Annotated in this window: 28 protein-coding genes and 1 riboswitch; of the genes, 18 read left to right on the forward strand and 10 right to left on the reverse strand. The window is 68.9% G+C overall.

Annotated elements, in window-relative coordinates:
• Positions 1 to 40 precede the first annotated feature (40 nt).
• A complete protein-coding gene (locus ITJ67_RS01910; RefSeq protein ID WP_068479399.1) occupies positions 41 to 220 on the forward strand; it encodes a PspC domain-containing protein in 180 nt (59 codons plus the stop codon).
• A 12-nt stretch (positions 221 to 232) separates the two neighbouring features.
• On the opposite strand, the gene ITJ67_RS01915 is transcribed toward ITJ67_RS01910, so the two are convergent.
• Positions 233 to 931, reverse strand: a complete 699-nt coding sequence (locus tag ITJ67_RS01915; RefSeq protein ID WP_194676564.1) for an alpha/beta hydrolase — start codon at positions 929 to 931, stop codon at positions 233 to 235.
• A 31-nt stretch (positions 932 to 962) separates the two neighbouring features.
• Between ITJ67_RS01915 and ITJ67_RS01920 the strand changes: the two genes are divergently transcribed.
• The 14 genes from ITJ67_RS01920 (at position 963) to ITJ67_RS01985 (ending at position 14,667) form a co-directional block, all read left to right on the forward strand.
• On the forward strand, positions 963 to 1,499 hold the full coding sequence (locus ITJ67_RS01920) for a DUF4916 domain-containing protein (protein ID WP_104331881.1): 537 nt from the start codon (positions 963 to 965) through the stop codon (positions 1,497 to 1,499).
• Positions 1,500 to 1,535: 36 nt separating this feature from the next.
• The gene (locus ITJ67_RS01925) at positions 1,536 to 2,078 is read left to right on the forward strand and encodes an EVE domain-containing protein (RefSeq protein WP_194676565.1); all 543 of its coding nucleotides are present in this window, start codon (positions 1,536 to 1,538) and stop codon (positions 2,076 to 2,078) included.
• A gap of 134 nt (positions 2,079 to 2,212) precedes the next feature.
• Positions 2,213 to 2,887, forward strand: a complete 675-nt coding sequence (locus ITJ67_RS01930) for a GntR family transcriptional regulator (protein ID WP_160071224.1) — start codon at positions 2,213 to 2,215, stop codon at positions 2,885 to 2,887.
• A 150-nt stretch (positions 2,888 to 3,037) separates the two neighbouring features.
• A complete protein-coding gene (locus ITJ67_RS01935; RefSeq protein WP_104331878.1) occupies positions 3,038 to 4,237 on the forward strand; it encodes a branched-chain amino acid ABC transporter substrate-binding protein in 1,200 nt (399 codons plus the stop codon).
• 57 nt (positions 4,238 to 4,294) lie between these two features.
• Positions 4,295 to 5,185: a branched-chain amino acid ABC transporter permease gene (locus ITJ67_RS01940; RefSeq protein WP_104242764.1), complete on the forward strand. Its 891-nt coding sequence runs from the start codon at positions 4,295 to 4,297 to the stop codon at positions 5,183 to 5,185.
• 4 nt (positions 5,186 to 5,189) lie between these two features.
• Complete coding sequence (locus ITJ67_RS01945) at positions 5,190 to 6,320, forward strand: branched-chain amino acid ABC transporter permease (protein ID WP_104242762.1); 1,131 nt, start codon at positions 5,190 to 5,192, stop codon at positions 6,318 to 6,320.
• On the forward strand, positions 6,317 to 7,261 hold the full coding sequence (locus ITJ67_RS01950; protein WP_194676566.1) for an ABC transporter ATP-binding protein: 945 nt from the start codon (positions 6,317 to 6,319) through the stop codon (positions 7,259 to 7,261). Before ITJ67_RS01945 ends, ITJ67_RS01950 begins: the two co-directional genes overlap by 4 nt.
• Complete coding sequence (locus ITJ67_RS01955; RefSeq protein WP_194676567.1) at positions 7,258 to 7,968, forward strand: ABC transporter ATP-binding protein; 711 nt, start codon at positions 7,258 to 7,260, stop codon at positions 7,966 to 7,968. The genes ITJ67_RS01950 and ITJ67_RS01955 overlap by 4 nt, the downstream gene beginning before the upstream one ends.
• Before the next feature lie 132 nt (positions 7,969 to 8,100).
• A complete protein-coding gene (locus ITJ67_RS01960) occupies positions 8,101 to 9,285 on the forward strand; it encodes an NAD(P)/FAD-dependent oxidoreductase (protein WP_194676568.1) in 1,185 nt (394 codons plus the stop codon).
• The gene (locus tag ITJ67_RS01965; RefSeq protein WP_194676569.1) at positions 9,282 to 9,542 is read left to right on the forward strand and encodes a (2Fe-2S)-binding protein; all 261 of its coding nucleotides are present in this window, start codon (positions 9,282 to 9,284) and stop codon (positions 9,540 to 9,542) included. Before ITJ67_RS01960 ends, ITJ67_RS01965 begins: the two co-directional genes overlap by 4 nt.
• Positions 9,539 to 10,990 carry an FAD-dependent oxidoreductase gene (locus tag ITJ67_RS20100; protein WP_194676570.1) on the forward strand — a complete coding sequence of 484 codons (1,452 nt, stop codon included), beginning with the start codon at positions 9,539 to 9,541 and terminating at the stop codon, positions 10,988 to 10,990. Before ITJ67_RS01965 ends, ITJ67_RS20100 begins: the two co-directional genes overlap by 4 nt.
• Complete coding sequence (locus tag ITJ67_RS01975) at positions 10,987 to 11,928, forward strand: dihydrodipicolinate synthase family protein (protein WP_160071229.1); 942 nt, start codon at positions 10,987 to 10,989, stop codon at positions 11,926 to 11,928. The genes ITJ67_RS20100 and ITJ67_RS01975 overlap by 4 nt, the downstream gene beginning before the upstream one ends.
• A gap of 206 nt (positions 11,929 to 12,134) precedes the next feature.
• Complete coding sequence (locus ITJ67_RS01980) at positions 12,135 to 13,142, forward strand: proline racemase family protein (protein ID WP_160071230.1); 1,008 nt, start codon at positions 12,135 to 12,137, stop codon at positions 13,140 to 13,142.
• A 13-nt stretch (positions 13,143 to 13,155) separates the two neighbouring features.
• Positions 13,156 to 14,667 carry an aldehyde dehydrogenase family protein gene (locus ITJ67_RS01985; RefSeq protein WP_194676571.1) on the forward strand — a complete coding sequence of 504 codons (1,512 nt, stop codon included), beginning with the start codon at positions 13,156 to 13,158 and terminating at the stop codon, positions 14,665 to 14,667.
• A gap of 10 nt (positions 14,668 to 14,677) precedes the next feature.
• On the opposite strand, the gene ITJ67_RS01990 is transcribed toward ITJ67_RS01985, so the two are convergent.
• The 6 genes from ITJ67_RS01990 to ITJ67_RS02015 form a co-directional block, all read right to left on the reverse strand.
• On the reverse strand, positions 14,678 to 16,084 hold the full coding sequence (locus ITJ67_RS01990; protein ID WP_228502166.1) for an NtaA/DmoA family FMN-dependent monooxygenase: 1,407 nt from the start codon (positions 16,082 to 16,084) through the stop codon (positions 14,678 to 14,680).
• Entirely contained in the window at positions 16,077 to 16,841 is a 765-nt protein-coding gene (locus ITJ67_RS01995) for an energy-coupling factor transporter transmembrane component T family protein (protein WP_194676572.1), read from the reverse strand. The genes ITJ67_RS01990 and ITJ67_RS01995 overlap by 8 nt, the downstream gene beginning before the upstream one ends.
• Positions 16,838 to 18,547: an ABC transporter ATP-binding protein gene (locus tag ITJ67_RS02000; RefSeq protein WP_194676573.1), complete on the reverse strand. Its 1,710-nt coding sequence runs from the start codon at positions 18,545 to 18,547 to the stop codon at positions 16,838 to 16,840. The genes ITJ67_RS01995 and ITJ67_RS02000 overlap by 4 nt, the downstream gene beginning before the upstream one ends.
• Positions 18,537 to 19,127, reverse strand: coding sequence for an ECF transporter S component (locus ITJ67_RS02005; protein WP_194676574.1), 591 nt, complete (start codon positions 19,125 to 19,127; stop codon positions 18,537 to 18,539). The genes ITJ67_RS02000 and ITJ67_RS02005 overlap by 11 nt, the downstream gene beginning before the upstream one ends.
• A complete protein-coding gene (locus ITJ67_RS02010) occupies positions 19,124 to 19,798 on the reverse strand; it encodes a YkoF family thiamine/hydroxymethylpyrimidine-binding protein (protein ID WP_194676575.1) in 675 nt (224 codons plus the stop codon). Before ITJ67_RS02010 ends, ITJ67_RS02005 begins: the two co-directional genes overlap by 4 nt.
• Positions 19,799 to 19,823: 25 nt before the next feature.
• A riboswitch (TPP riboswitch) is annotated at positions 19,824 to 19,933 on the reverse strand.
• 25 nt (positions 19,934 to 19,958) lie between these two features.
• Positions 19,959 to 20,300, reverse strand: a complete 342-nt coding sequence (locus tag ITJ67_RS02015; RefSeq protein WP_104242817.1) for a VOC family protein — start codon at positions 20,298 to 20,300, stop codon at positions 19,959 to 19,961.
• Positions 20,301 to 20,421: 121 nt separating this feature from the next.
• Between ITJ67_RS02015 and ITJ67_RS02020 the strand changes: the two genes are divergently transcribed.
• A complete protein-coding gene (locus ITJ67_RS02020; RefSeq protein ID WP_194676576.1) occupies positions 20,422 to 21,615 on the forward strand; it encodes an LLM class flavin-dependent oxidoreductase in 1,194 nt (397 codons plus the stop codon).
• A gap of 24 nt (positions 21,616 to 21,639) precedes the next feature.
• The gene (locus ITJ67_RS02025) at positions 21,640 to 23,007 is read left to right on the forward strand and encodes an NtaA/DmoA family FMN-dependent monooxygenase (RefSeq protein ID WP_323741358.1); all 1,368 of its coding nucleotides are present in this window, start codon (positions 21,640 to 21,642) and stop codon (positions 23,005 to 23,007) included.
• A 30-nt stretch (positions 23,008 to 23,037) separates the two neighbouring features.
• On the opposite strand, the gene ITJ67_RS02030 is transcribed toward ITJ67_RS02025, so the two are convergent.
• Both ITJ67_RS02030 and ITJ67_RS02035 read right to left on the reverse strand, forming a co-directional pair.
• Positions 23,038 to 24,042, reverse strand: coding sequence for an ATP-grasp domain-containing protein (locus ITJ67_RS02030; RefSeq protein ID WP_194676577.1), 1,005 nt, complete (start codon positions 24,040 to 24,042; stop codon positions 23,038 to 23,040).
• Complete coding sequence (locus tag ITJ67_RS02035; RefSeq protein WP_323741359.1) at positions 24,039 to 25,451, reverse strand: M20 family metallopeptidase; 1,413 nt, start codon at positions 25,449 to 25,451, stop codon at positions 24,039 to 24,041. Before ITJ67_RS02035 ends, ITJ67_RS02030 begins: the two co-directional genes overlap by 4 nt.
• Before the next feature lie 135 nt (positions 25,452 to 25,586).
• Here ITJ67_RS02035 and ITJ67_RS02040 point away from each other — a divergent pair, with 135 nt between their 5' ends.
• Complete coding sequence (locus tag ITJ67_RS02040; RefSeq protein WP_194676578.1) at positions 25,587 to 25,880, forward strand: hypothetical protein; 294 nt, start codon at positions 25,587 to 25,589, stop codon at positions 25,878 to 25,880.
• Here ITJ67_RS02040 and ITJ67_RS02045 read toward each other — a convergent pair.
• Positions 25,843 to 26,889 carry an NADP-dependent oxidoreductase gene (locus tag ITJ67_RS02045; protein ID WP_194676579.1) on the reverse strand — a complete coding sequence of 349 codons (1,047 nt, stop codon included), beginning with the start codon at positions 26,887 to 26,889 and terminating at the stop codon, positions 25,843 to 25,845. The genes ITJ67_RS02040 and ITJ67_RS02045 overlap by 38 nt on opposite strands.
• Positions 26,890 to 26,905: the final 16 nt, after the last annotated feature.

Below are 26,905 nucleotides of genomic sequence, written 5' to 3' on the forward strand. Positions count from 1 at the left end.
GCGAAGCTGGATGCACCACGTTCTGAAGGAGTGATCTCACATGAAGCGTCTTGTCCGCCCCCGTAGCGGCCGCGTCATCGCCGGAGTCTGCGCGGGAATCGCGCAGCGATTCGGCTGGTCGCCGTTTGTCGTCCGCCTGCTGACCGTCCTGTCGGTCCTCATCCCCGGCCCCCAGGTCATCATCTACCTGGCACTCTGGCTGCTCATCCCGAACGACTAGAGCAGCGGTGAGCTACCCGAGCGTGCGCTCGAGGAAGCTCGCCATGCGCACGAGCTCCCTCTCGGAGACCGCGTGACCGAGGCCCGCCTCGACGTAGACCTCTGCGTCGGAGTGGGCCTCGAGCCATGCTGCCGTGTGCTCGACAGCGAGCGAGGGGATGACCGTGTCGGCGTCACCCCGACCCCAGAAGACGGGCGGCCGGGACTCCGCGAGCTCGGCGTCCCCTGGCACGGTGCCCACGGCGACGAGGCCCGAGAGCAGCAGGGCTCCCCGGAATGCTGCGGGACGCTGGCGGAGCGCCTGCATGGCGACGATGCCGCCCTGCGAGTAGCCGAGCAGCGCGAGTGGCGCACCCGAGTCGAGGACGCCGAGCGTGTCCAGGAGTGAGATGACGGCCGCCGCGGCGTCGTTCGCGCCCTGCTCGAGAGTGATCTGGGCGTCGGCGTCGACCGCGACCTCACCCGTCGCCGGGTCCGCGAAACGCAAGGGGAACCACTCGCGGCCGCCTTCCGGCTGCGGGTGCGGTGCCGGCACGGAGACGTACCTGACCCCCTGGGGCAGCTGCCCGGTGAGGCTGAGGATGTCCGTTCCGTCTGCGCCGTAGCCGTGAAGTCCGACGACGAGCGGGAGCGTGCTCGTGGCCGCCGTCTCGGTGTCGCCGCCCCGCCAGAGGAGCGTCGTGGGATCGATACCTGTGGATGCTGTGCTCACCCGGGAAACATACATGGTCCACAATGGGGTCATGACGGTGCGCACTCCTGATCCTGAGTCCGGCTGGATGAACGACGACGAGCTCGCGCTCGTGCGGCGTCGCGTGCCGATGCTGTATGTCGAGGCCATCCCGGTGCGTGTCGACGCCTCGGGCAAGGTCGAGCACCTCGGGGTGCTGCTTCGGGCCGACAACCAGGGCGTCATGACGCGCTCGTTCGTTTCCGGGCGCGTGCAGTACGGGGAGTCGATTCGGGGCGCCCTCCTTCGGCACCTGGAGAAGGATCTCGGCACGATGGCGTTCCCGGCTCTGCCGCAGGCGCTCGCCCCGTTCACGGTGGCAGAGTTCTCGCCGATGCCCGGTTCTGGGCTGTTCGACTCGCGCCAGCATGCCGTGGCGCTCGAGTTCATCGTTCCGGTCGCCGGGGAATGCAACCCTCGTCAGGACGCGCTCGAGATCACGTGGCTGACTCCGCAGCAGGCACTCGACCCCGACCTCCTCGAGGAGCTCGAGGGTGGCCGCGGCCAGGTGCTTCGCACGGCGATCGGCCACCTCGGCCTCTGGCCGTAGGGGCCCCAGAGCCTCCAGCCCTTCGACCATCTGACCGTGGCTATCCGCTACTGGCTTGTCGTGCAGCCCTTCGATCGCGCCCTCGCGATGGTGGAGGGCGGTTTCGTGCAGGCGCCGTGGGGTGCGCTCGAGGGGGTCGAGCAGATGCGCGTGTCCGATGGTGTTGCTCTCTACTGTCCGCGCGAGGTGAATCCGGATGGGGAGCCGCTTCGCAGCGTCGTGCAGGCGGGTTACGTGCTCGACGACGAGCCGTATCGTGCTGGCGGGAGGGGGTCGTCGCCGTGGCGCAGGGAGGTGCAGTGGATGCGCGAGGCGCGTCCTGCACTCATTCGGCCATTGCGTGATCTGCTGGATCTGACGCGGAATGACAAGTACTGGGGGGAGCGGTTGCGCGCCGGCTGGCTCGAGCTGTCTCGTCGGGACTTCGAGATCTTCGAGGACGCGGTCAGGCGGCCGTCTCCGGAGCCGAGCGCGCTCGGGATGGGGCTCATCCGCGAGACCGGTCTCGCGCAGTCGGAACCGTCTGGGGATCAGCGCGATCGGGACCCAGGCGAGGATCCGTACGCGATTCGCTTCTGAGCGTCCGTGGCCAGATGTTTGCTGAAGACCGTGTTTTGTTGACGCATGTGACACATTATTGAGTGGAAGTAATGAACACCCCTGAGGTGTGCTTACGCTTCCCGACCAGAGCGAGCCTTACGAGCGGAGTGCCCATGATCGACGCGTTGGACTTCAAGCCAGCGGCGCAGCAGTCGAACCTGCGTGCCACTATCGAGGATTCCGTCGCTGCTGCGATCGTCTCGGGAGGGCTTGCGGCGGGTGAGCTCGTCTCCGTTCCAGCGCTCGCGGCTCGCTTCGAGGTTTCGGCGACTCCTGTGCGGGAGGCGATGCTGAACCTCGAGAAGTTGGGGTTCGTGGAGCCGGTTCGCAACAAGGGGTTCCGGGTGACGCACGTCTCCGTCGAGGAGCTGCGACAGATCGTCGAGGTGCGGCAGATGCTCGAGGTGCCGATCGTGCGCGAGCTCGCCGTCGAGTTCCCGGAGGCCCCTCGCGCCGAGCTGCGCGAGCTCGCGACCCAGATCGACGCGGCGTCCGCGGCGGGGGATCTTCCCCTGTACCTGGCGGTCGACATCGAGTTCCACGCGAAGCTCCTCGGGCTGTCCGGCAATGAGCGTCTCGTGTCCATCGTGACGGCGCTGCGCAGGCAGACAAGACTCACGGGCCTGACCGAGATGCTCGGTTCGGAGGAGCTCACGGCGTCGTCTCGTGAGCACGCGGATCTGCTGGTGCTGCTCGAGGCGGGCAAGGCAGATGAGGCTGCAGAGCTCATGCACCGGCACATCGGCCACGTCGTGGGCTGGTGGGCAGGGCTACCCGAAGAGGCTTAACAAACCCTCCACACAGCGAAACACTTTGTAACAACTCTGTTTCAAGGCTGTGGAAGGGCCTTCTGCGGACTTCTACCGAACAGTAATGTGTGACATCCCATCACCGGAGATGGTCCGGCGATTCTGACGTCTGTTCGGAAGGAACTCACCATGACTGCACGTCGTTCCACCAGCCCTCGGGGTGCTGGCATCTGGAAGAGGGTGCTCCTCCCCGGAGCCCTGCTCGCCACGGCCGCACTCGCCCTCACCGGATGCTCCGGGGGTGTCGCCGGAGGCGGAGACGCCGCGTCCGAGGACGGACCCATCAAGCTGGGACTCGCGGCACCCTTCTCGGGGTCAGAATCTGCCTTCGGCCCGTACATGGAGAACGGCGCCCAGATGGCCGTCGACGAGCTCAACGAAGCCGGCGGAGTTCTCGGCCGTCAGCTGGAGCTGGTCACCGCCGACGACGCGTGCGACGCGACAAGTGCGACCGCCGCCGCGAACAAGCTCGTCACCGACGGTGTCGTCGCCTCGGTCGGCGGCTACTGCTCAGGCGCCACGCTTCCGACGCTGCCGATCTTCAACACGGCAGAGATTCCCATGGTCATCCCGGCCGCCAACTCGAACCAGCTCGTCGCAGCCGGCCTCGACAACGTGTTCCTCATCAACGGCACGGGAACGCAGCAGGCTCAGGCGATGCTGAAGTACGCCGAGAAGCAGGGCGTGAAGACGCTGGCACTCGTCGACGACAACACGGACTACTCGACGGACCTCGCGAAGTCCGCCTCCGAGCAGGCGAAGGAGCTCGGCATCGAGGTCGTGCTCGAGGAGTCGGTGAACGCCGGCGAGTCCGACTACGCGGCCAACGTCAACAAGGTCGTCTCGGCGAACCCCGACATGATGTATTGGACCGGCTACTACCAGGAGGGTGGCCTGATCACCCAGCAGCTGCGATCGGCCGGCTACACGGGCAAGATCATGGTCGCGGACGGCTCGGTCGACGCGAAGTTCGCTGAGATCGCCGGCAGCTCCTCCGAGGGTGTGCTCGGCACGTTCACGCAGACCCCCGACATGCTCGAGGGCGCAACCGAGTGGATCGACGCCTACACCGAGAAGTTCGGCGCAGCGCCCGGACCCTACTCGACGCAGAGCTACGACGCCGTCCGCGTCGTCTCCCAGGCGATCGAGGATGCCGGCACCACCGAGGGCCCCGCGGTCATCGAGGCGCTCGGTGCCCTGGACGGCTTCGACATCTTCTCCGGCCCCCTCACCTTCACGGATGAGGGAACGCTCAGCGAGGGCGGCTTCGCCATCGTCACCGTCGGACCCGACGGCACCTTCATCCTCGAGGATGACCTGAAGAGCTAGTCAGCCACGGCGGGCGGGGAGGGAACTCCCCGCCCGCTTCTGCAGTCAGGAACCACTGTGATTCAACTCATCATCGACGGGCTCTTCGTCGGATCCTTCTACGCGCTCGTCGCACTCGGCTACAGCATGGTGTACGGCATCATCAAGCTGCTCAACTTCGCGCACGGCGACGTCTACATGGTCGGCGCGTTCGCCGGCCTCACCATCTTCTCGGCGTTCTCGGGCCTCGCGGGCGGCGGCATCCTGTCGATCCTGCTGGTCATGCTCCTCGCGATGATCTTCACGGGCATCCTCGGCGTGACCATCGAGCGGGTCGCCTACCGGCCGCTGCGTTCGAGCCCCAGGCTCGCGGTGCTGATCACCGCGGTCGGCATGTCGTTCATCCTCGAGTACGGAGTGCGCCAGATCTTCGGCCCGGACCCCAAGGTCTACCCGACGCGTCTCGAAGGCGAGACGCTCGACCTGCTCGGCGGCCGCATCACGATGCCGCAGATCGTCATGATGCTCGTCGCGGCGGCGCTCATGTTCGCGCTCAACACCTACATCATGCGCTCCCGAGACGGCCGTGCCATGCGGGCCATCGCGCTCGACCCCACGGCAGCGCAGCTCATGGGCGTCAACGTCAACAAGGTCATCTCGCGCACCTTCTTCATCGGCTCGGCCCTCGCGGGCGCGGCTGGCGTCATGGCTGGCGCCTACTACGGCACCATCGACTTCCTCGCTGGCTTCGTCATCGGGTTGAAGGCGTTCACGGCGGCCGTCATCGGCGGCATCGGCAGCCTCTACGGCGCCATGCTCGGCGGCCTCGTGCTCGGTCTGCTCGAGGCGTTCGGCACCCATTGGCTCGGCGGGGAGTGGCGTGACGTCTTCTCGTTCGCGTGCCTGATCCTCTTCCTGTCCTTCAGACCGACCGGCATCCTCGGTGCACGCGTCGTGGAACGGATGTGATCCCATGACCGACATCAGACTCCAGGCGCCCGCGCCCACCGTCGAGCGGCCCACGCCACGCAAGGGCATCCTGAACCCGAAGACGTTCATGAACCTGGTCGGCCTCGTGCTGTTCCTCTTCGCGTTCCTGCTGCCCTTCATCAACGCGACGCCGTACGTCATCTCCATCGGCACCTCCGCGATGATCTACATCATGCTCGCGATGGGCCTCAACATCGTCGTCGGCTACGCCGGTCTCCTCGACCTGGGCTACTACGCCTTCTTCGCCGTCGGTGCGTATACGGCCGGCGTCCTGAACACGCTGCTCGACATGCCCCTCATCGCGACGGTCCCGTTCGTGATCGTCGCGTGCATCCTCGCCGGGCTCATCATCGGCGGGCCGACGCTGCGACTGCGCAGCGACTATCTCGCGATCGTGACCCTCGGGTTCGGTGAGATCATCCGTCTCACCGCGAACAATCTCGAGGTCACGGGTGGCCCGTCCGGCATCTCCGGCATCGACACGTTCGAGTTCTTCGGCTGGTCGTTCGCGGATGGTCTCACGATCGGCGGCATCGAGTTCAACGGCAAGATCCTGCTGTACTTCCTCTGCGTCATCATCGCCGGTGGTGCCGCGATCATCGCCGCCTCGAGGCTGGGCAAGGGCAAGATGGGTCGCGCCTGGCGCGCCATCAAGGATGACGAGGATGCGGCCGAGGCCATGGGTGTCAACACGTACACCACGAAGCTCGGCGCGTACGTGCTCGGCGCCGTCTTCGGCGGACTCGCGGGTGTGCTGATGGCAGCGCACCAGACGGCGATCAGTCCGACCTCGTTCGTGTTCCTCAACTCGGCCCTGCTGCTCATGGCGGTCGTGCTCGGCGGCATGGGCTCCATCCCGGGTGTCATCGTCGGCGCGTTGCTTGTGTCGCTGCTGCCCGAGATCCTGCGCGAGTTCTCCGACTGGCGCTTCCTGGTGTTCGGCGTGCTGCTGGTGATCATGATGATCTTCCGGCCGCAGGGCATCTGGCCGGCGACGGCGATCCTGCCGTTCCTCAAGTCGCGAGCCAAGGGCGAGGCGCCGTCTCCGAAGGACGGCTTCTCGGCCCATGAGGCGCCCGACGCCAACATCGACCTCTCGAAGGAGCAGGCATGAGCCAGGTTTCAGGCACGGGTGACGTGTACGGCACGGCGCCCATCGACGTGCCGAAGACGGAGTCGGTGACCGCGGTCGCCGAGGAGTTCAGGCGGGCGCATCGGGGGGAGCCATTGCTCTCGGTCCGTGATCTGCGGCTGCAGTTCGGCGGCGTGAAGGCGGTCGACGGAACGTCGTTCGATGCGTACGCGGGTGAGATCATCTCGGTGATCGGGCCGAACGGGGCGGGCAAGACGAGTGCGTTCAACTGCATCACCGGCTTCTATCGGCCGACATCGGGCTCGATCACTTTCGACGGCGAGAGCATCATGCGAAAGCAGCCGTCGACGATCACGCGCCTCGGGTTGAGCCGCACCTTCCAGAACGTCCGCATGTTCCGGGACATGTCGGTCATCGACAACGTGAAGACGGCGATGCACGCGCGCATCCGTCAGAACGTGTTCCAGACGATGCTGCACACGTTCGGCTACAAGAAGGTCGAGGCCAAGGCGCTCGAGGATGCGCGCGGCTGGCTCGACTTCGTCGGCTACTCGCTCGATGACGAGCTGCTCGCGTCGCAGCTGCCGTATGGCGAGCAGCGCCGAGTGGAGATCGCGCGGGCACTCGCCACGCAGCCCAAGCTGCTGCTACTCGATGAGCCTGCTGCTGGCCTCAACCACAACGAGAAGCAGGAGCTCATCGCCCTGATTCGAAAGATCAGGGATCTCGGCGTCGGAATCGTGCTCATCGAGCACGACATGGGTCTCGTGATGGAGATCTCGGAGCGCGTGATCGTGCTCAACTTCGGCCGAGAGATCGCCGACGGTCTGCCCGCGGATGTCAAGAACGACCCTCGGGTCATCGAGGCGTACCTCGGCGTCGAGGATCCCGAGGACCAGCACGAGGGCGAGCCAGACGGCGGGCCCGAGAACCAGCGAGTGGACGAGGGGGACCGATCATGAGCGTCGAGCTCGAGATCAAGGATGTGGATCTCTTCTACGGGCGCGTGCAAGCGCTTCGTGGTCTGTCGATCGAGGTCAACGAGGGCGAGGTCGTCTCTCTGCTCGGCAACAACGGCGCGGGCAAGACGAGCACGCTCACGATGCTCTCTGGGTTGGCCAGAGCGAAGCGCGGAACGATCATGTGGCGCGGCAAGGACATCTCGAATGCGAAGCCGTGGGACCTCGTGCGCGACGGCCTCATCCACGTGCCTGAGGGCAGGCGCATCTTCTCGACGATGTCGGTGCACGAGAACCTCCTGCTCGGTGGCTACCAGGTGAAGGACCAGAAAGTCGTGGCTGAGCGTGTCGAGGAGTGCTACGAGCTCATGCCGCGTCTCCTCGAGCGACGCGCTCAGCAGGGCGGCACCCTGTCGGGCGGTGAGCAGCAGATGGTGGCGATCGCGCGAGCGTATGTCGGCGGCCCGAAGCTGATGCTGCTCGACGAGCCGTCGATGGGGCTCGCTCCGCTGGTCGTGAAGCAGGTCATGGAGCTCATCGGGCGCATCAATGAGCATGGTGCGACGGTGCTGCTCGTCGAGCAGAACGCCCGTGCTGCGCTCAAGGTGGCGCATCGTGCCTATGTCATCGAGCATGGCCGCGTGACGCTCTCGGGCCTCGCTGCCGACTTGGCGAAGGACAAGGCGGTCATCGAGGCGTACCTGGGCTGAACGCGCTCGCGGGGCTGGTCGGCTCTGCTGGCCGGTCGCGGATGGACGCTTCGCTGGCCCGTCCCGATTGTGGGGCGGGCCAGGCTTGCACCACTGGATGGTGTGTGACATATTACTGACAGGAGGTGCGAGATGGGCAGGTACGACGTCGTGATCATCGGCGGTGGCATCATCGGAGCGGCCTGTGCTGCCGAGCTCGCCGGCCGTGGTCGGCGAGTCGCGCTCGTCGAACGCGGTCGCGTCGCGAGCGGCACAAGCGCCCACTGCGAAGGCAACCTGCTCGTCTCGGACAAGGGGCCAGGCGCCGAGCTCGAGCTCTCGAAGCTCGCCAACGCAGCCTGGTCGTCGCTCGCCGGAACCTTCCGCGACGAGCTCGGCCACGACTTCCCCGACATCGAGTTCGAGGCCAAAGGCGGCCTCGTCGTCGCGACGACCGACGGGGGAGCGGCCGCCCTCCTGGACTTCGCGTCCACGCAGCGCGACGCGCAGGTCTCGGCTGAGCCCGTCACGCACGCCGAGGCTCGAGAGCTCGAGCCGTGGATCACCGAGCGGATGACCGCAGCCGTCTGGTACCCGGGCGACAGCCAGGTGCAGCCGACCATCGCGAACGAAGCACTCGTCGCCCTCGCCAGGGCACGAGGGGCGAGCATCCTCGAGCATCACGACGTGGTCGGCGCGATCCGCGAGAGCGGCCGCATCGTCGGTGTCCGCACCTCGGCAGGTGACGTGCGCGGCGCCGAGATCGTCGTCGCCGCCGGCCCGTGGTCCGGCGAGGTCTCCGCGACGCTCGGCGTACCCCTCCCCGTTCGTCCGCGCCGCGGAGTCGTCCTCGTTACGGCGAAGATGCCCCAGCGCGTGTTTCACAAGGTGTACGACGCGGACTACGTCGGTGCCGTCGGGTCTGGCGACGCGGGCCTCATGACCTCGAGTGTTGTCGAATCGACTCCCGGGGGCACGGTGCTCATCGGCTCGAGTCGCGAGCAGGTCGGCTTCGACGACGCGTTCCGCGCGAACGTGCTCGGGCAGCTCGCGGTGAAGGCGATCTCGATCTTCCCCTTCTTGGCCCAGACGGCCGTCATTCGCAGCTACTCGGGCTTCCGCCCCTTCATGCCAGACCACCTGCCGCTCATCGGCCAGGATGTGCGCCTGCCGGGCCTCTGGCATGCCACCGGCCACGAGGGTGCCGGCATCGGCCTCTCCCTGCCCACGGCATCGCTGATCGGGGACCTCATGGACGGCAGATCGACGCAGATCGATGCAGCCCTGTTCTCGCCGACCCGCGCGACGCTCGCCTCAGAGCTGGAGGCGGTCGCATGAGCGAGCTCGCCGACAAGCCCGTGCGCATCACCGTCGACGGTGAGACCGTGGAAGGCCTCGAGGGGCAGAGCATCGCGGGCGTCCTGCTCGGCTCCGGTCGAGTCTCCTGGCGTGAGACCGCCGTCGCGGGAAAGCCGCGCGGCCTGTTCTGCGGCATCGGCGTGTGCTTCGACTGCCTTGTCACGGTGGACGGCGTGCCGGATGTTCGAGCGTGCCAGAGGCGTGCGTGCGAGGGGGATGAGGTGAGCTCACAATGAGCTCGACGCAGACCGAGCAGTCGAGGCCGCGCCATGTCGCCGTCGTCGGCGGTGGCCCCGCAGGTCTTGCGGCCGCGCTGGCCGCCGCGGAAGCCGGGGCCCGCGTGACGCTCATCGAGTCGAGTCGAGAGCTCGGCGGCCAGTACTGGCGTCACCTGCCGAAGGAGCGCGACGGTGAGGGGCAGGCCGCGATGCACCACGGCTGGTCGACGTTCCTGGACCTCGACCGACGTGTCCGCTCGCACGCCCGGATCACCCTGCTCAGCGAGACGAGCGTGTGGGCCGTCGGGCTGCCCGCGCTGGAGCTGCTCACCGGCACGTCCGACGCAGCCGACCGCGTTCGCTCGACCCTCGAGCCCGACGCGGTTGTCGTCGCGACAGGTGCTCACGACCGCACCCTCCCGTTTCCCGGCTGGGACCTCCCCGGCGTCTACACCGGGGGTGCTGCTCAGGCCTTCGCGAAGAGCGAGCGCATCGCGGTCGGCGACACTGTCGTGGTCGCCGGCGCGGGTCCGTTCCTTCTTCCCGTCGCGGCCTCACTCGCCCAGGTCGGCTCCAAGGTCGTGGAGGTCGTCGAGGCCAACCGCATCCCACGTCTCGCCTCGGGCTGGCTGCCCAAGCCGTGGCAGCTCGCGGGTGCCCCCGGCAAGGTGCAGGAGCTCTTCGGCTACGTCGCCGGTCAGCTGCGGCACCGGATCCCGTATCGAGTCGGCGAAGCGGTCGTCGAGGCGCACGGGGAGGGGCGCGTCGAGCGCGTCACGATCATGAGCGTCGACGCTCAGTGGCGGCCCATCGCCGGCAGTGAACGAGAGGTCGCGTGCGACGCCGTCTGCGTGACGCACGGCTTCACGCCTCGCCTCGAGGTGGCGATCGCGGCCGGCTGCGCGCTCGACGACAGCCGGTTCGTGGTCATCGACGAGTCCTGCGCCACGAGCACCTCCGACGTCTACGCGGCGGGCGAGGTGACGGGCATCGGCGGCGTCGACCTCTCCCTCGCCGAGGGGCGCGTCGCCGGGCACTGCGCAGCGGGTGGCGCGTCCAGCGACCCTCAGATCAGCACGGCCCAGCGCAAGCGCGCGATCTTCGGTTCGTTCGCGGAGCGCATCGAGGCGGCGCACGGCGTGCGGCCGGGCTGGCAGGCGTGGCTGCGCGACGACACCATCGTGTGCCGCTGCGAAGAGGTGACCGCAGGTCAGCTGCGGCGGAAGGCCGCCGCCACGCGCTCGCACAGTCTGCGCTCCCAGAAGCTCTCCACTCGAGCCGGTCTCGGCATCTGCCAGGCCCGTATCTGCGGCCGCAGCGCTGAGGAGCTCATCGAGACGGTGCTCGGTCGTGGCCTCGACGAGGGCATCGTCGACCGTCGGCCCATCCAGACCCCCATCCGGCTCGCTGAGCTGGCAGGAACCTCAGAAGAACAGCATCCCCTGACAGGAAGGCAACACCCATGACCGAAGCAGCCTCAACCCACCTCGACCTCGGCGGAGTCGTCGTCGCGACGGCCCTTCCCTACAAGGAGGACGCCTCTGCTCCCGCCGGCCTGGCCGTCGACTACGAGGCGTACGCCGAGCACTGCAATTGGCTCATCGAGAACGGCTGCCGTGGCGTCGGCCCCAACGGCTCGCTCGGCGAGTACTCGTCCCTCACCGACGAGGAGCGCCGCAAGGTCGTGCAGGTCGCCGTCGAGGCTGTGGGTGACCGCGGCATCGTCGTCGCGGGCGTGCACGGCCCAGGGTGGCACCAGGCGCAGCACTGGGCGCAGCTCGCCAAGGAAGATGGCGCCCATGGCGTGCTCTGCCTTCCGCCCACCATGTACCGGTCTGCGGATGCGGATGTCATCGAGCACTTCGCGAAGGTCGCTGAAGTGGGGCTGCCCGTCATGATCTACAACAACCCGCTCGACACGAAGGTCGACCTCCGCCCGGAGCTCGTCGCGGAGATCGCGAAGATCGACGGCATCGTCGCCGTCAAGGAGTTCTCCGGCGACGTCCGGCGCGCATTCGAGATCCAGGAGGCCTGCGAGGCGGCCGGGTCGACGATCGACGTCATCGCGGGGAGCGACGACGTGCTCTTCGAGCTCATGATCGACGGTGCAACCGGCTGGTTCGCCGGCTACCCGAACGTCTTCCCCGCGGAGGCCGTGGCGATCTACGACCACATGGCCGCGGGCCGCTACGTCGAGGCACGTGAGATCTACAAGAGCCTCATCGCTGCGTTCCGCTGGGACTCCCGCGTGGAGTTCGTGCAGGCCATCAAGCTCGGCATGGACATGGTGGGCCGCAACGGCGGGCCGTGCCGCCCGCCGCGCGCTGCGCTGACGCCGGAGATGGAGGCGCGCGTGCGTGCCGACACGCAGCGCGCCCTCGACGCGCTCGCCACCCTCAAGTAGGGTCGCAGCAGACACGGGGGTCGCTTTCCTGGCCTCTCTGCCGTCTGCTTGCGGGGGCTCTTCCCGCACCAATGCGACGCAATCCGGCAATAGCGCTGGTTGCGTCTGGCCCGCGGGGCGATCCCCCCTCATCTCGCTGGGCCGGCCGCCCGGGGCGTCCCCCCGCCCTGGGCGGCCCCTCACTTCCGATCACGAGGTTTTTTCGCATGCGAGCATCACGAGTCATCTCCGCCGTCGATTCCCACACTGAGGGCATGCCGACGAGGGTCGTCACGGGTGGGATCGGGGTCATCCCCGGTGCCACGATGAACGAGAAGCGGCTGTACGTGCAGGAGCATCGCGACGACCTGCGGACGTTCCTGATGCGGGAGCCGCGCGGGCACTCGGCGATGAGCGGCAGCATCCTCCAGCCGTCCACGCGCCCGGATGCCGACTTCGGCGTCCTGTACATCGAGGTCTCCGGACTGCTGCCCATGTGCGGTCACGGGACGATCGGCACGGCGACGGTGCTGGTCGAGACGGGCATGGTGGAGGTCCACGAGCCGGAGACCGTCATCCGGCTCGATACTCCGGCGGGTCTCGTGATCGCTCGCGTCGAAGTGAGCGAAGGACGCGCTGTTAGCGTTACCATCGAGAATGTGCCCAGCTTCTGCGAACGCCTCGACGCCGTAGTCCCGGTGCCGGAACTCGGCATCGACGCGCTCCGCTACTCGCTCGCGTTCGGCGGCAACTACTACGCCATGGTCGACCTCGACGACGTCGATCTGCCCTTCGATCGGGCCCGCAAAGACGACATCATGCGTGCCGGTCTCGCAATCATGGACGCCATCAACACCCACGACGCGCCCAAGCATCCGACCATCGAGGGTGTCGACCACGTGCACCACGTCGAGTTCATCGCGCCCGGCTCCACCGCCGCCCACTCGCGCCACGCGATGGCGATCTACCCTGGATGGTTCGACCGCTCACCCTGCGGCACCGGCACCTCCGCGCGCATGGCCGAGCTGCACGCCAGAGGCGAGTTGCCGCTGCACACCGACTTCGTCAACGAGTCGTTCATCGGCACGAGCTTCACCGGCCAGCTCATCGACGAGGTCCAGGTCGGTGACAGGTCGGCCGTGATCCCGACCATCACCGGCCGCGCGTGGATCACCGGCATGGGCCAGTACATGCTCGACCCGACAGACCCCTTCCCGGCAGGATTCGAATTCTAGATTGGACTCATCGATGAGCACACCCACCCCGCATACCAGCGACGTCGAGCTCGAGCAGATCCTCGCGGCAGCCGCCGTGGCCGCCCCTCTCTGGGCGGCGACCCCACCGACTCAGCGCGCCACCGCCCTCATCGCGGTCGCCGACGCGCTCGACGCCGCGGCGGGGGAGCTCATCCCCGTCGGCATGCGGGAGACCGGCCTCGCCCAGGCCCGCCTCACGGGCGAGCTGAAGCGCACGACCGTGCAGATCCGCCTCTTTGCCGACGTCATCCGCGACGGCTCGTACCTCGACGTCCGACTCGACGAGGCCGACCCGGACTTCGTGCTCGGCCCGCGGCCCGACGTGCGCCGGATGCTCGTGCCGGTGGGAGTCGCCGTCAACTTCTCCGCGTCGAACTTCCCCTTCGCCTTCTCCGTGGCCGGTGGCGACTCCGCCGCCGCGCTCGCGGCGGGATGCGCGCTCATCGTGAAGGGCCACTCGGGGCACCCGGAGCTGTCCCTGGCGACGGCCCGCGTCGTCGAGGGCGCCCTCCGCGAGTCCGGCGCCCCCGATGGCGTCTTCGCGCTTGTGATCGGCCAGCAGGCCGGGGTCACCGTGCTCGAGGACAACCGCGTCGACGTCGGGACCTTCACCGGATCGATCCGCGTGGGACGTCTGCTCGCCGACAAGGCCGCGGCCCGCCCCCGCCCCATCCAGTTCTACGGCGAGCTCGGCAGCGTCAACCCCGTCTTCGTGACGGGGGCTGCGCTCGCGGAGCGCGGCGAGGAGATCGCTGCAGGCTACGCGGCATCGGTCGCCGGTTCGGCAGGTCAGCTGTGCACGAAGCCCGGCTTCCTCTGGGTTCCCGCGACGGATGCGGCCGCCGAGCTGCAGCTGCGCGTCTCGCAGGCGGCCGAGCAGGCCCCGGAGCACCGGCTCCTCAACCCGAGCATCGGCCGCGCGTACCTCGAACGTCGGGCGGCCGTGCTCGACGCGGACGGTGTACGGGTCGTCGCCGAAGGCGCTGTGCGCAGCGATGACGATGGCAACGTGTGGGCGACGCCGACGATCGTGGCCGTGCCGGCGAGCAAGCTCGCGGCGGGCGACGAGACGCTGCTCGACGAGGTCTTCGGGCCGTTCTCGGTCATCGTCGAGTACGAGGACGAGACGTCGCTTGCGCCGAGCCTCGACGATCTGTACGTCGGCAACCTCACGGGCACAGTGCACGCCGCTGACGGTGAGCAGTCGCCCGCGCTCTCCGCGCTCGTCGCGGGGCTCGCGAGGAAGACGGGACGAGTGCTCTTCGGCGGCTGGCCGACCGGCGTCGCCGTCACGCCCGCCATGCAGCACGGCGGGCCATACCCGGCGACGTCGAACGACACCTCCACGTCGGTCGGCACCGCATCCATCTCCCGCTTCCTGCGCGGTGTCGCCTACCAGGGTGCGCCGCAGGAGGCACTCCCGGAGCCACTGCAGGACGCGAACCCGTGGGGTGTGCCGCAGCAGCGGGCCGCCGCGGGTCAGTCGGCCAGCTGGGGTGCTTAGGACTGAGCTCTCAGGGCTGAGCTCTCAGGGCGTCCTTGGCGGCCAGGCGCGAACGCAGCGTCGGCGCCAAGGGCGCTTCGTCGCCGGGTCGACCGGGATCCTGACCAGGAGCTTGATCGGCAGGTTCGCTGATGCGGCCGCGCCTGCGCAGCTCGGGAACCACGTGCTCGACGAAGTCCTCGAGCGAGCCGGGGAGAAGGGCCGGGGTCACGACGAAGCCGTCAGCCGCCCCCGCATCCTGCCACTCGCACAGCTCGTCGGCGATGTCGGCGCCGCTGCCGAGCGGGGAGGGCGTGAGCTGGTCGAACGACTGGCGCAGGGCGAGGTCGCGGACGGTGAGCCCCTCCCTGGCGGACACTGCCGCGAGCATGTCCTCGAAGCCGTCGCTTCCCGTCGCGCCCCGGTGCGCGGCGAGGAAGCCTTCCGCGTCCTCGTCGAGTCGCAGTGTCGTGGCGTTCGCGTGCATGAGCCGCACGAGCGAGCGCACGGCCGAGGCCTCGTCGATGTGCGCGAGCAGTGAGTCGCGGACGCCCACTGCATCGATGCGCGTCGATCCAGCGATCGGCTGGATCGCTGCGCACACGCGAATCTCGTTCGGGTCGCGTCCCGCGAGTCTGGCCCGCTCGCGAAGCTCGGTGCGCACCGCGCGGTTGCCGTCGATGCCGTCGGCCGCGACGAAGACCAGCTCCGCCCACCTCGCGGCGAACTGCATGCCGCGCGGGGAGGCGCCCGCCTGCATGAGCACCGGATGCCCCTGGGGGCTCCTCGGGAGGCTCAGCGGGCCGGGTGCCGCCGCACGTTCGCGGGGCGCCGGAGTGCGCGAGACGAGGCTCGGGTCGGCGAACACGCCGCTCTGGGCGTCCTGCACCAGCGCAGCAGGACCCCAGGTGCCCATGAGCTCGAGCACCTGCGCCACGACGCGGTCGGCGCGGTCGTAGCGCTCCTCTTTCGGGGGGATGCGGTCGAGGCCGAGGTTGCGAGCCTCGGCATCCGTCGTCGAGGTCACGATGTTCCAGGCCACGCGCCCCGCAGAGAGGTGGTCGAGGCTCGAGAGCGTCCGCGCTATGGCGTACGGCGGCAGGAACGAGGTCGACACGGTCGCCCCGAGTCCGATGCTGCGCGTCGCCCCGATGACGGCGCTCAGCACTGTGATGGGGTCGAGCGTCACGGCTCCCTTGCCGCCGCTGGCGAGGGTCGTCGCCACGTCGCCGAGCGCGTCTTCCGGGATCGCGAGCGCGTCTGGCAGGAACATCAGGTCGAAGCCGCCGCCTTCGAGGAGTCGCGCGATATCGATGTACGAGCTGGCGTGCAGCCAGTCGCGGTTCGAGTGCGGGTGGCGCCAAGCGGCGGCGTACCGCTGCGTCGGCGGGTTGACCATTCCGACGAGCGTGAGCTGACGCGTGCTGTTCTCAGACAAGCGACAGCCCCGTTCCTGCGGCGATGCCGAGCATGGCCGCGAGTGCGAACGCGCAGAGCACGACGATGGCGAGTGCTGCGTCGCGGGTGTCGAGCGCGACCGGCCGCCAGACGGTGCGTGGACCCGCTCCGAGGCCTCGCGACTCGAGGGCTTGGGCGATGCGCTCACCGGAGCGGATCGAGACGACGAGCAGCGAGAACGCGGCCGTGCCGAACGCGGTGACACCGGTGCGCGGCGTACCGCCTCGTCCGAGCGGCGCCCGGACGGCCTGCGCTGCGCGGATGCTCTGCCACTCGCTCGGCAGCAGCTGCAGGAGGCGGAATCCGGCGAGCAGGGCGTATGCGAAGCGAGGGCTGAGCCGCGCGTGCTGCGTGAGGCTCGTCATGAGGTCACGGGGCGGAGTGCTGGCGATGAACGCGATCGACAGCATGCCGATGACCGTCGTGCGCAGCGCCAGCGCGAACCCGATGGCGAGGCCCTCGCTGGTCACCCGAACCGGCAGACCTTCGAGGATCTCGCTCCCTGGGCGGCTGAGCGCGTTGACCATGACCAGGCCGATCCCGAACGCCACGAAGGGGACGGATGCGGCGAGCAGTCTTCCCGGGGTGAGCCTCGTCGTCGTCAGCGTGGCGATGATCGCGAGCACGGTCAGCACGCCAAGGGTCAGCGGGTTCAGGATGAACAGCGTCGCGAGCGAGCAGGCGAACAGCACCACGAGCTTGACGGTGGGGTTGCGGCGCTCGAGTGCGGGACTCATGCCGCGACCCGTGTCGCGGCGCCGTCGAGCTCGCGCAGGATCGCGCGTGCCCGCTCGGCGGGGAAGCGCCGCGCCTGGAGCCAGCTCAGCAGCGGCGTTCGCTCGAGGCCCGCTGCGGCGAGGAGGCTCTCGTCCTCGAGGAGCTCGAACGGCGTCACTTCGGCGAGGAGACCGCCTTCGGCGAGGACCAGCACGCGGTCGGCGTACGTGCAGACGGCACGCAGCTCGTGGCTGGAGAAGAGCACGCCGCAGCCGCTGCGCGCGGTGCGCTCCAGGGCGTGCATCGCGGCAATGCTCGAACGGCGGTCGAGGCCGAAGCTGGGCTCGTCGGCGAGGAGGAACGGCCGGTCGTGGGCGAGCATGGCGGCGATGCTCACCCGCCGCTGCTGCCCGCCCGAGAGGCGGAATGGGCTGTGGTCGAGTTGTGCCGAGAGGTCGAAGCGGGTGACCAGCTCGGCGATGCGCTCCGCGTCATCCGCTCCGAGGCCGTGCTCGATCTCGCGCCGCACTGTCGGCTGGGAGAACTGGTGCTCCGGGTTCTGGAAGATGAGGCCGGGGCGGGGGCCGTGCACCTGCCCCGAGCCCGCCCGCGCGAGACCCGCGAGCGTTCGCAGCAGGCTCGACTTCCCGCATCCGTTGCGGCCGAGGAGCGCCACGACCTCACCCGCTCTGAGCTTGAAGCTCATGCCTCGGAGGACCGCCTCTACGGCGTTCTTCGCGCGAGGGCGCTTCGGGGCCCCGCCAGCGACGACGTCGAGGCTATCGACGCTGAGGACCTCCGCCTCGCGGGTCGGCGTCGAGGGCGCCGCTGCGGCTGCGCCAGTTGCGGCGCGCGCCCCGAGCGCGGCGACACGGTCCGCGACCTCGTCGTTCGCGAGTCCGCCCTCGAGGCCGGTGAGTGCGGCGAGTTCCGCGTCGAGCGGCAGCCAGCACCCGGCCTCCTGCAGCTCCGCTGCGTGCTCGACCAGCACGCGCGCCGTCGGGCCGTCGTGTGCGATGACACCACCGCGCGCGACCACGACCGTTCGTCCCGGGAGGCCCGCGATGCCGCGCGCTCCCGCGTACTCGTCCAGTCGGTGCTCGACGAGCACGATCGTGGATGCTCGTGCAGAGGCCGCGTCGACCGCCTGTCGGACCGACGCGATTCCCGCAGGGTCGAGCATCGATGTGGGCTCGTCGAGCACCAGGACACGGGGCTCCGTGACGATGGCCGCGGCGATGGCCACGCGCTGGGTCTCGCCACCCGAGAGCGTCGCCGTGCGACGGTCCGCGAGCGTCCCTGCGCCGACGAGGTGGAGGGCCGCGTCAACCGCTGGCCCCATCGCCTCGGGAGCCCAGGCGTGGTTCTCGAGCGGGAACGCGATCTCGTCGGCGACGTCGGGGAGGCACACCGATGAGCTCGGGTTCTGCGCGACGACGGAGAGATACCTGGAGAGGCGCGGCACGTCCGACTCCTGCGTATCCACCCCGCAGATGCGGATGCGCCCGCTGACCTGTGCGGGGACGCTGTGGGGGATGACCCCGCTGAGCGCCTGCAGCAGCGTCGACTTCCCCGCCCCCGACGGCCCGATGACGAGCACGTGCTCGCCGGGCGCCACGCGCAGATCCACTGGCCCGAGCCCGTCTCCCGAGGAGTGGATCGCCTCGAAGCCGACCGCCTCGATGTCGACGCTCGAGATGTCGACGCTCGAGCTGTCAGGCCGCACGGCGCACGGCGAGCGGCTTCGAGTCCTGCACGATCGCGAAGTTGTCGAGCACGCCGGTGCGCACGAGCGAATCGACGATGAGCTTCGCGAGGAGGCCGCCGAGGATGATGCCGGACGCGACCTGGATGCCGAAGCGCAGGAACAGGATCTCCTGGCCGTACCAGCCTGAGCGGAACGCCGAGTAGAAGAACACGAGGCCGGCGCCGAGCGCGCCGGAGATCGCGTACCGCAGCCAGCCGTACTTCCGGTACCGGCCGAGCGCGAACGGCAGCTCGCTGCCGATGCCCTGGATGGCGGCGGCGACGAAGAGCAGGGGGCCGACGGCAGAGCCGAGGAACACGACCTCGATGACGGAGGCGAGCACCTCCGCGATGACACCGACGAACGGCCGGCGGATGATGGCGATCGCGATGGGCGCGACGAGCAGCCAGCCGCCGAAGAGGAAGTGCTGGGCGAGGTCGCCGGCCGGCCCCATCGCGATGGAGAGCGCAGTCCACGCCTGCACGAGCGCCCAGTACAGGAAGCCGAAGACCGTGCCGAGCACGACCATGAGCACGATGTCTCGCAGCTTGAGGCTCATGCGCGGGCCTCGGCTGCTGCGTCGAATGCCGAGTCAACTGCTGTGTCTGCCTGGCCGCCTGCGTGGCTGGGGCTGTTCAGCGAGATCGTGAGGTGGCTCGTCACATGCTGCACGTGCGCCCCGACCCCCGCCCAGGCGACCGCGACCGTCTCGAGCACGCGCCCGAGGTCGCCGCTGAGCTTCGTCACGAAGTGCTCGGAGGCTACGAACGTGCCGCTCGCCTTCGCCGTCTCTATGGCCGCGTAGATCTCGCGCATGTGGTCGGGCGTCCGCTCCGCCGAGCCCGCATCCTCGAGGGGGTAGAGCGCCCACTCCGCACTCGCGAAGCTGCCAGACCTCCGGCCGCGGGGCGCATCCACTCGCCTGGGGCCGGCGCCTCCCGGCAGATCGCACACGGCCTCGCCGGGGCAGCCGCGAGACAGCAGCACCTGGATGGAGGCGTGCAGTCCCGTCGCCGCGATGTGCTGCGAGAGGTCGGTGAGCCAGCGCAGCAGTGACTGCTCGTCGCCGCCCGCGTAGGTGCTCACGTCGCCCGTCTCGAGCACGAGGCCGGAAGCGTCCGCGGCGTCGAGTGCGGCGAGGATCACGTCGACGTATCGGTCGGACATGACCGAGACGGTGACTCGTGCGCCCACCCCGAATGCGAGCGGGTCCTGGGTGATGGTTTCCATGTGCGTGCCTTCCGTCGGAGCGTGACGGCACGGGTGGGTTGACTCCCTTCGCTGGCATTACCCAGATCAGGTTCAACGGTCGGAGTTCGAGTACTCCCTCTCAGCCCGACTCATCGGGCTCCCGTGCACGGCCACACTGTAGCCCCGGCGCAGTTCGCGCCTAGCTCCCTGCGCTCGTGAAGACCACGTGGTTGCCTTCCGGGTCGAGCACCTGGAGGATCTGGAAGTGAGTGGCGTCTTCGATTCCGCCGTGCTCGATCCTGGCCGCGTCGAGCCGTTCGGCGACACCGGCGAGGTCGTCTTCGGTGAACACCACCGTGGATCTGCCCGAGCGGCTCGAGTCGGCCCAGAGCTGCAGGCCGGCTTCGCTTGTGAAGTGCCACTCCAGAAGTCCGGGCATCGGATTCTCGTCGGGGCCGCGGCCGAAGAGCCTGCCGTAATATTCCGTAGCCTGAGCCAGGTCGGACACGGTGATCTGCGCAAGTACGCCCTTGATAGCCATGCCCCGATGATGCTCGCCTCTGGTGCGAGGAGCCTCCACGAACATGTCCCCACGTTGCGACGCGTAACGGGGTGCGTCAGGCGCCGTGGTCCCGCCGCGAGGCGCCACCTAGCGTCAGACCATGACGAACCCACCCCGAATCCACCTCGGCGTCGCACTCGATGGCGCCGGCCTCCACCCGGCCGCCTGGCGGGAGCCGAGCGCTCGTCCGGACGAGCTCTTCACGCCCGACTACTGGGTGGGGCTCGTCCAGCTCGCCGAGCAGGGGCTCCTCGACTTCGTATCCATCGAGGACTCGTTGGCGCTGCAGTCGTCCGAGCGGCTGCACGACGACGATCGCACCGACGAGGTTCGGGGTCGACTGGATGCGCTGCTCATCGCCTCGCGGGTAGCCCCCGTGACCCACAGCATCGGTCTCATCCCGACCGTCACGACGACGCACACCGAGCCCTTCCACGTCTCCAAGGCTGTGGCGACGCTCGACTACACGAGCGAGGGTCGCGCCGGCTGGCAGGCTCGACTCTCGATCGGGTCGGACCACACGCACTTCGGGCGCCGCGACCCGGCGGAGTTCCTGGAGACCCTCGAGCGCGCATCGACCGCCGACCTCGGCGACCTCTTCGCCGAGGCCAACGACTTCGTCGAGGTCGTGCGCAGGCTCTGGGACAGCTGGGAGGACGACGCGGAGATCCGTGACGCCTCCACGGACCGCTTCCTCGATGCGGCGAAGGTGCACCGCGTCGAGTTCGAGGGCAGATGGTTCAGCGTGCGTGGTCCGTCGATCACGCCGCGTCCGCCGCAGGGGCAACCCGTGGTCGCTTCCCTCGGGCACGCCCAGGTGCCGTACGAGTTCGCCGCCGCGAGCTCCGATCTGCTCTTCGTCACCCCGTCGGATGTCGCCTCGGCCGTGAGCATCCTCTCGGAGGTGCGGGCTGCCGAGCAGAAGGTGGGCCGTGCCGGCGAGCCGCTCTCCGTCTACGTCGACGTGGCCGTGTTCCTCGACGGGCCCGAGGAGACCGGGGTCGCTCGTCTCGCGCGCCTCGACGCGAAGGGCCGCACGCTCGGGCAGCCGCCAGCGGTATTCACCGGTTCGGCCTCCGAGCTCGTCGAGCACTTCGAGACGCTCTCGGCGCTCGGCTACGACGGCTTCCGTCTGCACCCCGGAGTCGTGACGGACGACCTTCCCCGCATCGTCGCCGATGTCGTTCCCCTCCTCCAGCAGAAGGGGCTCTTCAGGGAGCGCTACGAAGCACGCTCCCTGCGCGGCCTCCTCGGCCTGCCGACCACCGTCCCGAACCGCTACGCCGCCGTCTAGGCCCGACTCGATCAGGAGATCATCGTGACCAAGAAGCAGATCATCCTCGCCGCCTACGTCGGCGGAGTCAACGAGCACACCCTCTGGGAGCACCCGGATGCGGGGAGCCAGATCGAGTTCTCGACGTTCAAGCACGCCGCCCAGAAGGCGGAGGCGGGGAAGTTCGACTACTTCTTCCTCGCGGAGGGTCTCGCGCTGCGCTCGCGGCGGGGCGAGATCTTCGACCACGACATTGCGGGTCGCCCCGATACCATTCCCGTGCTTGCCGCCATCGCCGCGGTCACCGAGCACATCGGGCTCGTGGGCACCATCAACGCCACCTTCAACGAGCCGTTCGAGCTCGCGCGCCAGTTCGCCAGCCTCGACCACCTGTCCGGGGGGCGGGCCGGCTGGAACGTGGTCACGTCGTTCGACGCGTTCACCGGTGCCAACTTCCGACGCGGCGGCTTCCTCCCGCATGCTGAGCGCTACGAGCGGGCAGAGCAGACGGTCAACACGGTCCGGGAGCTGTGGGATTCCTGGTCGGCGGATGCGATCGTCGCCGACAAGGAGTCCGGCCGATTCCTGGACTCCGCCGACGAGGGGCGCTTCGACGTCTCGACGAGCCAGTTCGACATCAGCGGTCGGTTCACGGTTCCCCGCAGTCCGCAGGGCAGACCGATCATCGTGCAGGCCGGCATCTCGCCGCAGGGTCGCGACTTCGCGGCCGCCAACGCCGACGTCATCTTCTCCCCGTACTCGCGCCTCGAGGAGGCACGAGACTTCTACGCCGACATCAAGGGTCGGGTCGAGGGCTTCGGGCGCAACCGGGATGACCTCAAGATCCTCCCGCAGTCGAGCTTCGTGCTCGGCGACACCCGCGAGGAGGCGCAGGAGAAGGCGCGCTGGGTGACGGAGCAGCAGCTGAGCCCGCGCACCATCCAGGTGCGACTCGAGCAGGTCTGGAACCGAGACTTCTCGGAGATCGACTTCGATGGTCCGCTGCCCGACTTCGACCCGGATGGGGAGAGCGCGCCCATCATCGAGGGCCGGGCCTTCACCTACGGCGACCGCCTCGCGACTGTGCGCAGGTGGCGCGAGAAGGCAAGGGAGAACGACTGGAGCATCCGCCAGTTCGCGCGCCACGAGCTCGGCGGTGTGCGGTACGTCGGGACGGCGTCCCAGGTTGCCGAGGAGATCGACGACTTCGTGCAGAACGAGGGCTCGGACGGCCTGGTCATCGGCTCGCATCTCACCCCGGGCGGCATCGACGAGTTCGTGGACCGTGTCGTTCCGATCCTCCAGGAGCGCGGCTCGCTTCGCGAGGAGTACACGGGGACGACGCTTCGGGACAACCTCGGCATCCCCGTGCCCGAGCGAGGAACGCGCGCGCCTTCGGCCTTCGCGCACTGACCCGGAGCTGGGCCGAGGCGCTGCGTTCGACTACGAGTTCGGGTACGTCTCGCGGAGGATGCGCCCGAGGAGAGCGGCGATAGCGCCCGGCCCGGATCCTTCGGCGACGCGCTCGACGTCGGCGTTGTAGTTGGTGTTCGTGTTGATGTCGTACACCACCTGACGGCCGTCCTCGGTCTCGATGAACTCGATGCCGGCGATCTCGAGGCCGATGTCCTTCGTGAACGCGACGAGGCGCTCGACGAGCTCGTCGTGTCCGCCCTGTCGGAGCGAGAAGATCGAGGTGCCTGGCTCCGGCGCGAGCTCGGCACCAGGTGGCACGACCGGGCGCCCAGTATCTGGGTCGATCGCGCAGGCATCCGCCGGGCAGAGCTGGAACCCGCCGTGGATGGTGTCTGCCGCGATCGAGTAGATGTGCTCGCCGCCGACGATCTCGACGCGGGTGATGAACCCGCCTGCCGGTCGCAGGTACTCCTGCAGGAGGGTGATGCCGTCGAGCGGCTCCTCGAACTCGGGGGAGTCGAGGTAGCTCTCGAAATCGGCGAAGGCGTCGAAGCGGCGCACGCCGAGGCCCTTGCCGCCCTGGTTGTGCTTCGTGATGAAGGGCGTCGGGAACTCCCTCGCAGCGTCCCGCAGCCCCTGCTTGCCGATGACGGCGACCGTGCGGGGCGTGTCGATGCCCGCGCGGCGCAGGAGCGTCAGCTGGTCGACCTTGCTGACCTCGAGTTCGATGGCCCGCCGGCCGTTGACGGTGCGTCGGCCGGCAGCCTCCACCCAGTTGAGCACCGAGCGTGCGTAGTCCTTCGAGAGTGCGTGGTCGCGGGTGTGCGACGAGGCGCTGATGCGCGACCAGAAGATGCCCTCTGGCGGGAGCGCGTCGATGTCGAGCACGCCCTCGACGAGGCGCCACTCGACGACCGGGACGCCGGCCGCGTCGAAGGCGGCCTGGAACGGCGGCCACCATTCGGGGTTCTCGTGCAGGGCGTAGACGACGGGGCCCGCAGCTACGGGCTGGGAGGAGCGAGCTGCGCTCATGAGAAGAACCCTTCGACATCGAGTGCGCCGCCGGCCGCGTCGAAGTCGGCGCGTGCGGCGGCACGGAGGTTGGAGTCGGCGAGGAAATCGGCGGCCACGAGGGCGAGGCCGGCGCTCGCATCGGCGATGGCCGTGCTCGCGGCGTCGCTGGTCGCGTACTCGGCGAACTCGCGCGTGTGCAGGCTCACATCCGGCGGGCTGATGGCGATGACCGGGTGGATGCCCGGCACGCGAACGCTCACGTTGCCGAAGTCGGTGGATGCTGCGAGGTGCGATGGCACGGACGCCTTCGTGAGGACGCGTCGGCCCCGCGCCTCCTGGTGCACCGCCCACCGCTCGGAGAGGGGCGTGTTGTAGCGCAGCGGCATCGTGAACGGCTGCGGGTCCCACTCGACCTCGACGCCGGTGCCGGTCGCGAGGGCGATGCCGTTGGCGATGTCCTCGAGGCGCAGGCTCAGCTCTTTCAGGGTCTCTGCCGCGTTCGAGCGGACGTAGTACTCGAGCTCCGCGAACTCCGGCACGACGTTGGGGCGCTGCCCGCCGTCGAGAATGACGCCGTGGATGCGGTCGCCGGGGTAGAGGTGCTGCCGGATGAGGCCCGTGGCCTGGTAGTTGAGGTTGGCGGCGTCGAGCGCGTTCCGGCCCTGGAACGGCGAGGCGGAGGCATGCGCCGGGACGCCGTAGTAGCGCACGCGCAGAATGCGTCGTCCGATGAATGGCTGGTCGGTGACGTCGTAGCCGAACGGATGGATCATGATGGCGGCGTCGATGCCGTCGAACGCGCCAGCCCGCGCCATGATCTCCTTCCCGTTGCCGCCTTCTTCTGCGGGCGTGCCGTAGAGCACGATCCGGCCGGCGGGGAGTTCGCGGCGGCGGCTCGCCTCGACGAGCGAGAGGAAGGCGCCGACTGCGGAGGCGGCGATGATGTTGTGCCCGCAGCCGTGCCCGACTCCGGGCAGAGCGTCGTATTCGGCGAGGATCGCGACCGTCGGCGCATCCGTCGAATCTGGCTTCGCTTCGCCCACGACGAGCTCAGCGACGAGCGCCGTGTCGAGCCCGAAGGCTCCGAGCTGTGCCGAGATGCCGTGCTCCGCGAGCAGCTCGGCGATGTCGGCGACGCTCTGCGTCTCCTCGAAGCCCTCCTCGGCGTACTCGAAGATGCGGTGGGAGAGCTCGACCAGCTCGGGCTGCAGGGAATCAGCGGCCACGCGGATGGCCGACGCGTCCTCGATGGATGCTCCGTCGTGCGATGAGGTGATGCGCGGCGCAGCAGCCGCCGCGATCGCGGTCTCCGCGGCGACGAGGTCGAGGTAGGTGGTGCTGGGCGTCGTGGGGGATGCGCCCACCCGGATTCCGCGGGTCGCCCCTGTTGCTCTGGGTGCGCTGGTCGGGTCCGCTGCTTCGCTCACGTGGTGTGCTCCTTGCCGCCGGCAGCCCCGGGTGGGCCGTCCGCTTCCATCGTGCCTCGATTCTCCGGGAGCGTGGTGGGCCGTGTCGGGGTCGCCGTCGTGGGCCGTAACGTGAATCTCGATTACAGTGGCAGCGTGATGTTCATCCTCGGTGCCGTGCTGCTCGGGCTCAGCCTCGCGCTCACGACCTGGGCGCACTTCCTTGTCGGCCGGGCGGGTGCCGGGCGCAGGCTGCCGATCTTCAGGGACCCGCCGGGGACGCCGAAGTTCGCGAGCTGGCTGCGCATGGGTGGGGCCCTCCTGGCTGTCATCGCCGCCGGGCAGCTGTGGCACGTCGTCGGGCTCTTCGCGATGCTTCCCGTCGTTCTCGTTCTGTTCGTGCCAGGGCTCGTCATGCACACGCGACACGAGCGCGCGCTTCACCGCTGAGATCCACGATCATCTTGCCCGTGTTGGCACCGCGCATCATGTCGAGGAACGCCTGCACGGTGCTGTCCAGGCCGTCGACGACCGTCTCGTCGTAGGCGATCTCGCCCGCGCGGATCCACTCGACCATCTGCCGCTGGAACTCCCCAGCGAGGTGGCCGTAGCCTCCGACGGTGAACCCCTCGAGTCGCAGGGCGCGCTTGATGAGGTTGGCCATGTTGTCCGGGCCCGCTGGCTTCTCGCGCTCGTTGTAGCTCGAGATGGCGCCGCACAGCGCCGCTCGGCCGCCCCGGTTGAAGACGTCGAGTGCCGCCTCGAGGTGGTCGCCTCCCACGTTGTCGAAGTAGACGTCGATACCGTCTGGCGCCGCCGCTGCGAGCTGCTCCCGCACGGGCTGCTCCTTGTAGTCGAAGGCGGCATCGAAGCCGTACTTCTCCGTGAGGAGGGCCACCTTCTCGGCTGAGCCCGCTGAGCCGATGATGCGGCCGGCGCCGAGCTTGCGGGCGATCTGTCCGACGGCGGTGCCGACGGCTCCCGCCGCGCCGGACACGAAGACGGTCTCGCCCTCCTTGAGCCCTGCGATGGCGGTGAGGCCGACGTAGGCGGTGAGGCCGGTCATGCCGAGCATCGAGAGGTAGAGCGACAGCGGGACACCGGGAATCTCGTCGACGACGCGGAAGGATGCCGCGTCCTCCTGGACGATGTCGCGCCATCCGAAGGCGTGCAGCACGTGGGCCCCGACCGGCACGTCATCGCTGGTCGACTCGACCACGACGCCGACCGCGCCGCCGGTGAGTGTCTCGCCCAGGGCGTACGGGGCGACGTAGCTCGGCGCGTCGGTCATGCGACCTCGCATGTACGGATCGACCGAGAGGAAGAGGTTCTCGACGCGCACCTGACCCGGCTGCAGTTCGGCGTACTCGACCGTGACCGTGCGGAAGTCCGTTTCCTTGGGCCACCCCTCCGGGCGGGAGGCGAGCTGGATCTGCGTGCTGATGGCGGTTGAGGTCATCACGTCAGACAATCAC

This window comes from Pseudoclavibacter sp. VKM Ac-2867 (genome assembly GCF_015351275.1).
Lineage (GTDB): Bacteria > Actinomycetota > Actinomycetes > Actinomycetales > Microbacteriaceae > Pseudoclavibacter.